Source organism: Glaciimonas immobilis (assembly GCF_011947285.1).
In the GTDB taxonomy this organism is placed as follows: Bacteria; Pseudomonadota; Gammaproteobacteria; order Burkholderiales; family Burkholderiaceae_D; genus Glaciimonas; species Glaciimonas immobilis.
This window is the reverse complement of sequence record NZ_JAAOZT010000023.1, coordinates 14,889-28,406: the sequence shown is the minus strand read 5'-3', so window position 1 is coordinate 28,406 and position 13,518 is coordinate 14,889. Positions and strand designations below refer to the sequence as shown.

The following is a 13,518-nucleotide window of genomic DNA, read 5'->3' as shown; positions in this document are numbered from 1 at the left end:
CTGGAATACGCGCACAGTGTGCGACTGCTGGACATGGACAAACCTTCCGCTAACGAGCGTGGAAACTAAAGGTGACAACTAAGCATGAGAACGATGCAAGGACATCGCGGCGGTATAAACGATGCAGGAAGTCTAAACGCAAACAGCCTTCAGCAACGTTCAAAAAACACGCAATTGGTGCATCCGGTGCATATTCGCTCCTTTTACTTAGTTTAAGAAACATCTGAGTTGGCAAATTTTGTCTTGCATTTCAACGCAGTAAGATGTGTTAGCCTTTGGAATGCGAGACCGCTCTACGCTAGCAAAGTCACGCAACCAACGTCCCACTCCCACCCGATTATCCATTCCGATCAATAGGAATTCCCAAGGCAAAAAATCTCTCACGCAAAAATATCAGTAAAGCGCGGACGACGGGCGAGGCACTGCTGCGGTCCGGATAGACCATATTGAGCGGAGTTTCTTCGCCGACGTAATTGTCGAGTAGCGTGACGAGTTTGCCCTCCGCCAAATCTTCCCTGACGTCCAGCCAGGATTTATAGGCGATACCGAGTCCGGCGATGGCCCAACCGCGCGCGATGGCGGCGTCGTCCGTCATGCGGTCACCGCGCACCTTTATATCAATCGCATTTTTGCCCGAATGAAAGCGCCAGTTGTTGAATAAGCCGCGCTCCAGATAAAATAATAAACAGTTATGGTTGACTAATTCTTTTGGCGTGGCCGGGGCGCCGTGTTCGGTGATATAGGCGGGCGAAGCTACTGCTACGCGCCGACTGGCCGCCAACGGTTGCGAGATTAACGATGAGTCATCCAGTTTTCCATACCGAAACGCCACATCAATTGGCGCACTGAATAAATCGATGATCCGGTCGGAGAATTGCAGTGCCAGCGTTACTTTCGGATAGGTTTTCTGGAAGGCATTCAGCCACGGCAGCAATATGTTTCTACCTACATCTGCTGGCATCGATAAACGTAGATGTCCTTTAATTTCTCCATCGCTGCGCAGCAATGCTTCGCCTTGGTTTAATAGTATCAATGCTTGGCGACCGTATTCCAGAAATAGCGTACCTTCCGGGGTCAGGCGCAGACTGCGTGTTGAACGCACGAATAATCGCGTATTCAAATGTACTTCCATTCGCTTCAGGCTGGCGCTCGCGGTCGCCGGAACTAAATCGAGTTGGCGTGCCGCCTTGGACAAGCTTCCCAAATCTGCCGTAAGTACAAAAAGCTGGATGTCAGTGACTGAATACATTATCAATTTTTTTTTGAAAGTGAATCTAATAATAGGCTATTTATAAATTAACGCAAACGAGGATAATCCTTGAGCTACATTCAATTTTTTATTTCCTATCAGGAGCACTCATGAAAGCCGTTGCTTTAACCCACTATTTGCCGATCGATCACCCGGACGCGTTTCTTGACGTGACGCTGCCTACGCCAACGCCTTCAGGTCGCGACCTATTGGTTGCAGTCAAAGCGATTGCTGTCAATCCAGTCGACACAAAAGTGCGCGCACCCAAAGCCAAGGTAGAAGAGACACCGCGCGTGTTGGGCTGGGATGCTGCCGGCGTAGTGCAAGCGGTTGGGCCAGACGTCAGTAACTTTAAGGTCGGTGATAAAGTATTTTATGCGGGCGATATCACGCGTCCCGGTACTAATAGCGAGTTTCAACTGGTCGACGAGCGTATCGTCGGCAACATGGCTGTATCACACAGTTTTGAGCAGGCGGCTGCGTTGCCACTGACTGCCATCACTGCGTGGGAAGCGTTATTTGACCGTTTAAAGGTTTCGGTACCGTCGCAACCAACAATACTTAATAAAACGATATTAATCATTGGCGGCGCGGGTGGCGTTGGCTCAATTGCGATTCAATTGGCGGCGAAAGTTGCTGGCCTGACGGTCATCGCTACCGCGTCGCGCCCCGAGTCGGAAAAGTGGGTCCGTGATTTGGGTGCGCATCACGTCGTAAATCACTTTGGTGATGTGCAGTCACAATTGGCCGAATGCGGATTTCAAACAGTCGATTTTGTCTTGATTCTTAACGACACCGATCAGCATTTCCCTATGGCGGCGGCGGTGATCGCGCCACAAGGAATGATATGCACCATTGTAGAGAACGCAAAGCCGCTGGATGTTAGTTTGCTGAAATCAAAAAGCGCGGGTTTTGTCTGGGAATTCATGTTCACGCGTTCAATGTTCCAAACGCCAGATATGCAGGCGCAAGGTGATTTATTGAACGAAGTTGCACGACTGATTGACAGCAACGTGCTTGTCACAACGTTGGGCAAGGTCTTATTGCCGATCAACGCCACTAACTTGCGGCAGGCGCATGCCGCATTAGAGGCAGGCCATGTGATTGGTAAGATCGTGCTTAAGGATTTCTGAGCTGCATATTTGCCAGTAAATTAGTATTGCGGAATTACGTCGAATCTACTCCCAAAAGTGCATAATAATATAGCTAAATGGTGATTTAGGTCGGCGTAAGAGGCCCCCAGGAGGCGGGGTCGCGCAATTTTCGCGTTGCGCTGATTCCGCATTGTGTATCGAATAACGCCTATATGACACTTAAATCCCGTTTTTCACGCGCTGAGCAGAGCGTGTGACTAGGCATGGCTGTATAATGGCCATTCCGGATTTAACCCGCGGCTTATGCTGCACAACCCCTCCATATCGCCATGTTGATTTTGCCGGGTTCTAATGCCCTTCCTGCTTTTCGCTCCCAACGTCTTTTATCTCAACTGCAATTGATCGATGTCAATATCGCCGGAGTTGCCGGACGTTATGATCATTTTGTCGATGCATCCGCCACTTTGGGTCAGGACGATCTGGGTCGTTTGCAAGCGTTACTGACTTATGGTGACCCTTTTGATGGCACCAGCGGCGGCGAAGTGTTTATCGTCATTCCGCGTTTTGGTACGATTTCTCCCTGGGCCAGTAAAGCAACCGACATCGCCCGCAACTGCGGCATGACGCAGATCAAACGTATCGAACGCGGTATTGCTTATCAAATTCAAATGAAGTCAGGATTACTCGGCGGCGTTAAAAAGCTGAGTGAGGCCAGTATTCAGGCGATTGCCGATATCTTGCATGACCGCATGACGGAAACCGTATTGCGCAGCGCCGAAGCCGCCAGCGATTTGTTTCGTGAACTAGAAGCAGCGCCCTTGGCCTCAATTGATATTTTGAGCGGCGGAAAAGCGGCGCTGGAGAACGCGAACACTGCGCTCGGCCTCGCTTTGTCTGACGATGAGATCGATTATCTGATGGCCGCCTTCACCCGCGCTGAACGTAATCCGACCGACGTTGAGTTGATGATGTTTGCGCAGGCAAACAGCGAGCATTGTCGCCACAAGATTTTCAATGCAGACTGGACGATTGATGGCGAGACGCAAGACAAGTCGCTGTTCGCCATGATCAAGAATACGCACGAACTACATCCGCAAGGGACCGTGGTGGCGTATAGCGATAACTCCTCGATCATCGAGGGCGCAACCGTCTCCCGCTTTTATCCACGTGGGGCTGCCAACGGTAATGTATACGAATCTTCAGATGAGTTGACCCACATTTTGATGAAGGTTGAGACCCACAACCATCCAACCGCTATTTCACCATTCCCCGGCGCATCGACCGGAGCTGGCGGTGAAATTCGTGACGAGGGCGCAACGGGTCGCGGCGCTAAACCAAAGGCCGGATTAACTGGATTCACCGTCTCTAATTTAATGCTTCCAGACGCTAATCAAGCGTGGGAAAACGCTGCCGATGTGACGACAGTGAATGCTGACGACACCCGTGCAATCTATGGCAAGCCGGACCGCATCGCCTCACCGCTACAGATTATGATCGATGGACCGTTGGGCGGCGCTGCTTTCAATAATGAATTTGGTCGTCCAATATTAGGCGGTTACTTCCGAACATACGAGCAAAATGTCGCGGGCAACGTGCACGGTTATCACAAGCCGATCATGATCGCGGGCGGTATTGGCAGTATCTCGGACAAACATACATTCAAGAACGCTTTACCAGTCGGCAGTCTGTTGATCCAGTTGGGCGGCCCGGGCATGCGTATCGGCATGGGCGGCAGCGCGGCGTCGTCGATGGCGACCGGCACCAATACCGCTGATCTGGATTTTGATTCGGTGCAACGCGGTAATCCTGAAATGGAACGACGTGCACAAGAAGTGATTAACGCTTGCTGGTCGATGGGCGACACTAATCCGATTTTGTCGATCCATGACGTCGGCGCTGGTGGTTTGTCCAACGCGTTCCCCGAGATTACCAACGACGCAAAACGTGGCGCGATTTTTGATCTACGCAAAGTGCCGCTCGAAGAAAGCGGAATGGCACCAAAAGAAATCTGGAGTAACGAATCACAAGAGCGCTACGTGATGGCAATTGCGCCCGAGAGTTTGCCGCTGTTTGAGTACTTTTGCCAGCGTGAACGCTGCCTGTTCGCCGTAGTTGGTACTGCCACCGAAGAGCGGCAATTAAAGGTCATTGATCCGCAACACAATAACAATCCTGTCGATATGCCAATGGATGTATTGCTAGGCAAACCGCCGAAGATGCATCGTGACGTGCAACGTGTCGCCCAACATTTGCCTGCGGTTGATCTGACCGGTATGGATTTGCTAGAAGTATCGCAACGCGTTTTGAAGTTGCCGACGGTAGCAGATAAGTCGTTTTTGATCACCATCGGTGACCGCACGGTCGGCGCGACTTCGGTACGCGATCAGATGGTCGGTCCTTGGCAGATTCCGGTGGCTGATTGCGCGGTTACCACGATGAGTTTTGAGGGCTATCTGGGCGAGGCGATGTCGATGGGCGAGCGCACGCCACTGGCGGTGATCAACGCCGCCGCGTCCGGTCGCATGGCGGTCGGTGAAGCGCTGACCAACATCGCCGCCGCACCAATAGCAAATATCTCGGATATCAAATTGTCAGCCAACTGGATGGCAGCATGCGGTCAGCCGGGCCAGGATGCGGCGTTGTTTGATACCGTTAAAGCGGTCGGTATGGAATTGTGTCCTGCACTTGGCATTAGCATTCCGGTCGGTAAGGATTCGCTTTCAATGCGGACCACGTGGAAGGATGAGGCGGCGAACAAGGCCGTCACGTCGCCCGTGTCATTAATCGTCTCCGCGTTCGCCCCGGTCACCGATGTACGACGTGTTTTGACGCCGCAACTGCGTACGGATGCAGGAAACACAGCATTGATTTTTATTGATCTGGGCCGTGGCAAGAACCGCATGGGTGCATCTGCGCTGACGCAAGTCATGCAACAGATCGGTAATGAAACGCCGGATGTCGATAGCGCCGAAGACCTGAAAGGTTTTTTCAACGCCATTCAGCAACTGAATAACGAAGACAAATTGCTGGCTTACCATGATCGTTCGGACGGCGGTTTGTACACGACGTTGTGCGAAATGGCATTTGCCGGTCACACAGGCTTCTCGGTCAATCTCGATATCCTTGCAATGGAAAGCGAGCACGCCGCCGATTGGGGTGATTCGAAGAATTGGGCCGGTCAGGTGTCAGAGCGTCGTAACGAATTGACGTTGCGCGCCTTGTTCAGCGAAGAACTGGGTGCCGTGATTCAGGTGCGCGCCGAGCAAAAGTCGGAAGTCATGAACGTACTGCGGACCTACAATCTGGGCGCATGCAGCCACATCATTGGCAAACCTGATGCACGCGACGTGATTGAATTCACCCGGGACGGCAAGGTTATCTACAACCAGTCGCGGATTGCGCTCCAACGCTTGTGGAGTGAAACTAGCTGGCGTATCGCCCGCTTGCGCGACAATCCAGCCAGTGCCGATGCCGAATATGATCGCATTCTGGACGTGCTTGACCCGGGTATCACACCAAAAATCACTTTTGATTTACAGCAGGACGTGGCCGCCCCATTTATTAATGTCGGTGCAAAACCACGCGTGGCGATTCTGCGTGAGCAAGGCGTCAACTCACACATTGAAACCGCGTACGTCATGCACAAGGCCGGATTTACAGCGGTCGATGTTCACATGAGCGACCTGATTGCCGGACGCGCCCGACTTGATGATTTCAAGGCTTTTATTGCCGTGGGCGGATTTTCTTACGGCGACGTGCTGGGTGCGGGCGAAGGCTGGGCCAAGACTATTTTGTTTAATATGACTTTGGCTGAACAATTCTCGTTGTTCTTCAATCGGACCGATACGTTTGCATTGGGTATCTGCAACGGTTGTCAAATGATTGCCAATTTAAAAGGTATCATTCCCGGTGCCGAAGCGTGGCCTAAATTCACCCGCAATAAATCAGAGAAATTTGAAGGCCGGTTTTCGATGGTGCAAATCGAAGAGTCTCCGTCGATCTTCTTGCAAGGTATGGCAGGCACGCAAACCGCGATTGCCGTCGCGCATGGCGAAGGCTTTGCCGACTTCTCACAAACCGGCGATATTAATCAGGCGCTGGTCGGGATGCGTTATGTGGACAACAAAGGCCAGGTAAGCGAAGCGTATCCGTACAATCCAAATGGTTCGCCGCAGGGGATTACGGCGGTGACTACTGCTGATGGCCGGTTTAACGCGATCATGCCGCACGCCGAACGGGTGTTCCGCACGGTGCAGCAGTCCTGGCATCCTGAAGGTTGGGGCGAAGATTCGCCATGGATGCGCATGTTCCGTAATGCGCGAACCTGGGTCGGTTGATCGGTTAGCACGATGTCGATGTCCGATGTCGGCAACGGGTAAAGAATAGAGTAGGGCGGAAGGCAAACTGCTTTTCCGCCCTATTTAGTCTAGATATACGAATAATTTGGAGCAACACCATGACAATGACCTACGAAGAATATTTGGATGAAGTCACCACGCTATTGACTGAAAAGTACGATCTCATCGACGCTGCTGCGATCAAGCATGTGATGCGTGCCCAGGCGGCTGACTTTTTCACGTTACACGATGACCACCCTGAGTTGCGTACGCAAGAGAACGCAGTGCTGGATGCCAAGAAGATTTTTGAGCAAAAAAATAAGTCGCGCCCGGAGGCGTTCCACGGACGCACCAAAACGCCCGGTAAATGATCTTGTAAATAGAAGATTGGCAATCGCCTTATTCATCGCCTGAACAATTTGGTGAAGATTGCTGCAATTGTTTGCAGTTACACTTAAGACCCGCGCTAATTCAACCTCAGCGTCCATTTAATTTCTACGTTTAACATGACAGAATCCATTCGCCTCGCCAAACATCTCGCAGAGCTGGTCGCTTGCTCCCGCACCGAGGCAGAACAATATATTCAAGGCGGCTGGGTCACCGTTGACGGCGAGATCGTTGAGGAAGCCGGTTTCAGAGTCTTGCCGCAGCATCATGTTGCGTTATTGCCGGACGCTGTTCTTCAGCCGGTTGATCCTGTCACCATTTTATTACATTTGCCGGTGGGGATCGATCTTGCATCTGATCCGGCCGATTTGTCGCCGATACTGCAGTTTCTGAAACCCGCTAATTTGGCGCCAGAAGATCGTTCAGGCTTGCGCTTTCTTAAGCATCATCTGGTTGGTTTAACGGTGGTTAATCAGATTGAGGTCAAGGCTAGCGGTCTGGTAGTGCTCACGCAGGATTGGAAAATCACCCGCAAATTAGTCGATGATGCTGCCAAGATCGAGCAGGAATATATCGTCGAAGTGCAAGGCGACATTATCCCGTACGGTCTTCAATTGCTCAGTCATGGATTAAAGTTTAGCGGCAAGCCATTGCCTCCGGTAAAGGTTAGCTGGCAAAACGAGACGCGCCTGCGCTTTCCATTGAAAGCACCGCCGCGTGGCCTGATCGCGCATATGTGCGAAAAAGTCGGGCTGGAAGTGGTGGCAATGAAACGGATTCGGATCGGACGTGTGCCGATGGCTGGTCTGCCTGCGGGCCAGTGGCGATACTTATTGGGTTACGAGCGGTTTTAATGGTTGTCGGTGTCTGCAATGTTCCTGCATAAATAGCCAAATTCCATGTGTCCGGAAGCTTTCTATTCATGACGACCAAAGTATGTTTTTTTTACCATAGGATTGCCGAGACTGGCAATTCAGCTTCGATCAAAGATATGACAAACACCGTTACTAGTCCACCGTCGCTGATTCACTGGGTCGAAAACGATGCGCCGACATCGCTGCGCTGGCATTCGGAAAGCGGCGCATCCGCACCTAAGCGTGTGGTGATCGCGGACGACCGTATGACCGCCGATGCAGCTTTCAGACTCGCGTCCGAAGGCACGGCGATGTTGTGGCGAGGCGACTTTCAGAATGCGCGTCAGTTGTTGCAAGCGCTGGCACGTCGGGCTGATCGCAAGCCACCGAAACAGGCGACGGCACCAGGCGACATCTTTAATTTTCATCGGCAGGCACAGTCGCAGCGTGCGCGCACACTGGCCATGGTGTTGATTCCGTTCGACGACCACTACATTATTCCACTACGTCGTGCGCCGGATGTACAGCAGGCTTGCACGGAGGCATACGGCGTGGCAGACGGTCCTTTTGTCGCAACGCTACGGGAGTTGCTCGGTCTGGTGGGTGCACATGAATGGCGCAAGAAAGGGGTTGAGATCCCGGCATTAGGGGGCCGCATCCATCCGCATTACGGCGTGTTTTCTCCGGTGCGCGGCGAGTACGTAGGCTTAGTCGCAGAAGCACCTTTGCCGACCACTGATGTGGCTTTCGATATTGGTACCGGTACCGGAGTTTTGGCGGCAGTTCTGGCGCGTCGGGGGATTACGCGCGTGGTGGCGACCGATCAGGATCCGCGAGCGCTGGCGTGCGCAAAAGAAAACCTGACGCGATTAGGATTGATGGAGCAAGTTGCGCTGGTGCAGGCAGATTTATTCCCGCCAGGACGGGCCGCGTTGATCGTATGTAATCCGCCCTGGCTACCGGCTCGGCCGAGTTCGCCTATCGAATACGCAGTTTATGATCCGGAAAGCAGGATGCTGAAAGGGTTTCTGAACGGATTGGCGGCACATCTTGCGCCGGGCGGAGAAGGCTGGTTAATACTCTCCGATCTGGCCGAGCACTTAACCCTGCGCTCGCGCGCCTCGCTGCTGGGCTATATCGAGGAAGCCGGTTTAAGTGTCGTGGGCCGCATGGACATTAAGCCGCATCATCCAAAAGCTGCCGATGCGTCCGATCCGCTATACGCGGCACGCGCAGCGGAAGTAACATCGCTCTGGCGTCTTTCAGTACGTTAAAGTTGCTGTTCATCTGCAGTGGAAACGTCAAGAATACAACAGAATCAACCACTTATAAATGTCGAAGAAGAAATGACGACGATAGAAAGCAAGCGCTAAATATGGCCAATAAACCTTCTCGCACACTTACCTTCAAATGCGAAAAATGTACTAAACCAGTGCAGGTATTCTTGCAAAAAGTATCAGCTTGCTCGCATATTCAGCCTTATCAGGGCATCTGTAAATGTGGCGAACTAAAACGTCATGCAACCGGCCAAAAGGACGCGGTAGAATCGTATCTGGCATCTCCGACTGGCGACTGGTCACATCATCACCATTAAATCGCCGTGCATCATCGGTGTAGCACCGCCGCCGACAGGCAGGTGCTTGCTGTATTGTGATTTACAGCACAGGACCAAACAATCGTGCGACGTGCATGAGTACCCGCGTCAGGTAAGGCGTGTGGATGTAATCCTGTAGTTCGATTTCTTTGGTTAATGTGAAATCATCCCGCAGCATCGCTTCTACTTCGGTGGCGAAGGCCGTATCGATCGTTAATGCGGCGATTTCAAAATTAAGGCGAAGCGAGCGGTTATCCAGATTCATGCTACCGATTACGGTAGTGTCATCGTCGATCAACATCACCTTTTGATGGGTAAATCCGGGCTTATAACGAAACACACGTATTCCTGCGCGCACGGCTTCATGCGCGTAAAGCGTCGATGCCAGGAATACGGTGCGATGATCGGGCCGCGACGGCAGCAGTATCCGCACGTCCACGCCGCGAAAAACCGCTAGTTGCATCGCCGCGATCAGCGCGGAATCGGGGACTAAATAAGGGGTTGTAAGCCATATGCGCTTTTGCGCCGCGTTTATCAGCTGGATGAAAAATAATGAACAGGTTTCTTGCGCGTCCGCTGGGCCGGTAGCGGCAATCAGGCTGGTGGCCTGACCGTCAGTCACGCGTGGCGGTAATAATGGCAGCTGTTGACCGGTGATCCAGTGCCAGTTTTCATCAAACGCCAATTGCAGATCACTGACCGCCGGACCTTGCAATGCCATATGGGTGTCGCGCCATGGGGACAAAGGGGGTTTGTTACCCAGATATTCTTCGCCAACATTCAAACCGCCAACAAAGCCACGCCAGCCATCCACCACCACCACCTTGCGATGATTACGAAAATTAAGCTGGAAACGGTTGCGCCAGCGGCGTGAGGCGAACGGATGCACCTGAACGCCGCTTGCGCGCAAATCATTGCAATAGCTGCCTGGTAAGTCATGACATCCTACGCCATCGTAGAGCAAATAGACCTTCACACCTGCCCGTGCCCGTTCCATCAACGCCGCCTGCAGGCGACGACCGAGCGGATCGTCCTTGATGATAAAAAATTGCACCAGCACATAATGTTCGGCGGCGGCGATGGCGGCAAAAATTGCCTTGAAAGTTGCTTCGCCATTGATCAACAGCGCCATCTGATGACCGCTGAGAAAAGGTACACCGAGCATCGCGCTGATGGCGGCGTAACGTTGAGCGGCCGGATGGGGTGGGAATTGCGCGGTCAACGCGATTTGCTCAGGGTCGTCCAATCTACGCCTGCGTGCCATGCGGGAGTGGTGCAACTCCACATAACCGGTGAAATGTTTGCTACCTAAGAACAAATAAGGCAATAGTGTGAAATAAGGCAGGAGCACGAGACCAAATACCCAGGCAACCGCGCCTTGGGAAGTGCGGGTGTGCATCAACGCATGCGCGGCGGCAACGACGCCCGCGATATGCAAGAGAAGTACTGCGGCAGATACTAATTCAAGTGGCACATATTGCATTCAGGTTTTCTCCGAATTATGTTTGATAAAAACGATAGAACGTATAAAAATACATGAATTTTGGCTGTAGTACTGCGTGGCTGTTATACGCAATCAGAAATATTATTGTTTGTACTTCCAGTGCAAGTATTTTTTGTCGGCAATCAACGAAATATTATAAGAGACGACGGTGCCCAAATGCCGTTCAGTTAAGACCGGACGGCATTTTTATTTTTTCCTTGTAAACGCCTCTTCATCATTCCCGCTAAATCGAATACCCACTGGGAAGTGATTGAGGGCGATGACGATGGCGACGACTTCACAGTCCGTATGCGTATGTCGCCACAGGCGCGTGCCATTGTCGTCGTCGATCCGCAGGGGCGCAAACGTGTTCTGTTCAGTTCGCTACGCGACCAACGCCGCTACAAACCTCTCGATATTACGAACTACTACGCGCGGTGCTGGGCATCGAAACAAGTTACCGTGAACTCAAGCAGACAAATGCTGGGACCACGCTCACCTTGCGTTCAAAAACCGTGGACGGCGTCTATCAGGAAATAGGGGCACCCTGATCGCCTACAACCTGATCCGCCTGGAGATTGCCAAGGCAGCTTTAGCCGTCAAATGCGAACCCACGGAAGTCAGCTTCATCCGCACTTTCCATTTGATCCAGATCGCGCTTCACTTGGCCGGCGTCACCAGATCCTACGCACGCTTCCTGCTTCCATGAAGCATCTACGTGAAAGGCTCGTTAGCCTTCTCAATGACGAACGGCCCGATCAAGAATTCGAACGGGCCGTTAAGGCAAAACCACAGCGCTATGACACTCGCGTTCTACGAAAACCTGCGTAAGTGAACGGCATTACGACGGTGCCATCATTTAACTAATTACCCAGTCTTTTGCGCAAAATTTTCCCTGCAACGCGTTGTTGCACGCGGCGCTCACCCATTGGGAGATAAAAGGGCATAAGCAGTCGAGTTGATTCGGTCTCGTTCTGGTCCTGCATACAGCCCGCCTTGTATGCAGTAAGATTGAGCGTAGAAACAGTTTGGTCGTGGCAGTTGGATTGGGAATATTCAATATGTCCGCCGATAAAATTTATTTTGGGCGCGAATATGAAATTCAAAGATTACTACAGTGCCCTCGGTGTCGATAGAAATGCCACTGCCGCCGAGATTAAACAGGCATATCGCAAATTGGCACATAAATATCACCCCGATATCTCGAAAGATCCAAAAGGTGAGGAGAAATTCAAGGAGATTGCCGAAGCTTACGCCACCCTAAAAGATCAGGAGAAGCGCGACGCCTATGATACGTTGGGACGGCATAAGCAAGGAGAAAATGTCCAGCCGCCGCAAGATTGGCAGCAAGCATTCAACGATTCCAATGGTGGGTTCAGCGATGTCGATATGGCAGATATCCTGGCCGCGTTTGCCGCATCCCGCCATGCGGGGGGACAACCGCGGCAACGTCGTCCGTCCCATGGGCAGGATTATGAGGTCAAGGCACCCATCACACTTGAGCAGATATATGCGGGTGGCGAGATCGACGTGAACCTGAACCTGCCAGAGTACGATCAGCAAGGCCTGATACATCGTGTGCCGCGTACTTTTCGGGTAAAAGTACCAAAAGGGGCAGAAGACGGGCAACGCCTGCGTTTACCGGGCAAGGGTGGCCAAGGCAGTAACGGCGGTAAAAATGGCGACCTGTATGTCATCATGGTAGTGATCCCGCACCCTTTCTATCGGGTAAGCGAAAAAGATCTGTTTATCGATTTGCCGCTGGCCCCCTGGGAGGCGGTACTGGGTGCGACCGTTCAGGTGCCAACTCTGGGGGGAATGGTTGAGCTGAAAATCCCGCCTTCTACTGCCGCAAATCGACAGTTCCGCCTTGCCCGACGTGGCTTGCCAGCGGCCAACGGAGAGCACGGACATTTATTTGCCGTAGTACGGATTGAGGTGCCGAAATCATCGACACCGGCCGAGCAGGCATTATTCAAACAGCTTGCGACCGAGTCGACTTTCAATCCGCGCGCGCATTTTAATATAGGAGGTTAATGATGCGACCCCATATTGTGGAAGCGGTGTGGTTGAACGATGCAGGTCTTTGCTCGCTGGAGCAATTAGCTGAATTCTCCGGTCTAACGCGAGCCGAACTAGAGGACTTGGTGGAAATGGGCGAAATTGCGCCCACCAGCGTGGACGCAGAAAACAATCTTTATCAGACCCATTACATTGTCATCGCCAGAACCGCGCGCCGCCTGAGGGACGATTTTGAACTTGATGGACGCGGGATGGCGGTTGCGTTAAATCTGTTAAGACGGATTCGTGATCTTGAGGCACAGCTCAATAATGCACAGGCCAAACTGCCGCAATGATGGTTTGCCAACAATCCCGGCTGACCATCATGGACGCGAAGCCTCGAAGAACAAGTAGAAACGCTGGTACTGGGTCAAAATTTTGACGCTTGTGAATGTGGCTATTCAACCATGAAGATTCCGTGACGCTCAGGATGTATTGTGTGAGTCAAACGCAGCCTCT

10 protein-coding genes are annotated in these 13,518 nt (G+C 52.2%); 8 read left to right on the top strand and 2 right to left on the bottom strand.

All coding sequences use genetic code 11. From position 1 onward, the window contains the following. Positions 1-337: 337 nt before the first annotated feature. Positions 338-1,249, bottom strand: coding sequence for a LysR family transcriptional regulator (locus HAV38_RS21410; protein WP_168057437.1), 912 nt, complete (start codon positions 1,247-1,249; stop codon positions 338-340). 110 nt (positions 1,250-1,359) lie between these two features. Between HAV38_RS21410 and HAV38_RS21405 the strand changes: the two genes are divergently transcribed. The 6 genes from HAV38_RS21405 (at position 1,360) to HAV38_RS22030 (ending at position 9,515) form a co-directional block, all read left to right on the top strand. Then, the gene (locus tag HAV38_RS21405; protein WP_168057435.1) at positions 1,360-2,382 is read left to right on the top strand and encodes a zinc-binding alcohol dehydrogenase family protein; all 1,023 of its coding nucleotides are present in this window, start codon (positions 1,360-1,362) and stop codon (positions 2,380-2,382) included. A gap of 290 nt (positions 2,383-2,672) precedes the next feature. Next, positions 2,673-6,680 carry a phosphoribosylformylglycinamidine synthase gene (purL, locus tag HAV38_RS21400; RefSeq protein WP_168057433.1) on the top strand — a complete coding sequence of 1,336 codons (4,008 nt, stop codon included), beginning with the start codon at positions 2,673-2,675 and terminating at the stop codon, positions 6,678-6,680. A gap of 125 nt (positions 6,681-6,805) precedes the next feature. Further along, the gene (locus HAV38_RS21395) at positions 6,806-7,051 is read left to right on the top strand and encodes a hypothetical protein (protein WP_168057445.1); all 246 of its coding nucleotides are present in this window, start codon (positions 6,806-6,808) and stop codon (positions 7,049-7,051) included. A gap of 135 nt (positions 7,052-7,186) precedes the next feature. Then, positions 7,187-7,921: an rRNA pseudouridine synthase gene (locus HAV38_RS21390; RefSeq protein ID WP_168057431.1), complete on the top strand. Its 735-nt coding sequence runs from the start codon at positions 7,187-7,189 to the stop codon at positions 7,919-7,921. Positions 7,922-8,058: 137 nt separating this feature from the next. Beyond that, entirely contained in the window at positions 8,059-9,195 is a 1,137-nt protein-coding gene (locus HAV38_RS21385; RefSeq protein ID WP_168057429.1) for a methyltransferase, read from the top strand. Positions 9,196-9,296: 101 nt separating this feature from the next. Next, positions 9,297-9,515 carry a hypothetical protein gene (locus HAV38_RS22030; protein WP_168057427.1) on the top strand — a complete coding sequence of 73 codons (219 nt, stop codon included), beginning with the start codon at positions 9,297-9,299 and terminating at the stop codon, positions 9,513-9,515. 61 nt (positions 9,516-9,576) lie between these two features. Here the strand turns inward: HAV38_RS22030 and cls are convergent, their stop codons facing one another. Next, entirely contained in the window at positions 9,577-10,998 is a 1,422-nt protein-coding gene (cls, locus tag HAV38_RS21375) for a cardiolipin synthase (RefSeq protein ID WP_168057425.1), read from the bottom strand. A gap of 1,095 nt (positions 10,999-12,093) precedes the next feature. Between cls and HAV38_RS21370 the strand changes: the two genes are divergently transcribed. Both HAV38_RS21370 and HAV38_RS21365 read left to right on the top strand, forming a co-directional pair. Next, on the top strand, positions 12,094-13,035 hold the full coding sequence (locus HAV38_RS21370; protein WP_168057423.1) for a DnaJ C-terminal domain-containing protein: 942 nt from the start codon (positions 12,094-12,096) through the stop codon (positions 13,033-13,035). Beyond that, the gene (locus HAV38_RS21365; RefSeq protein ID WP_245182506.1) at positions 13,035-13,355 is read left to right on the top strand and encodes a chaperone modulator CbpM; all 321 of its coding nucleotides are present in this window, start codon (positions 13,035-13,037) and stop codon (positions 13,353-13,355) included. The genes HAV38_RS21370 and HAV38_RS21365 overlap by 1 nt, the downstream gene beginning before the upstream one ends. Positions 13,356-13,518 lie beyond the last annotated feature (163 nt).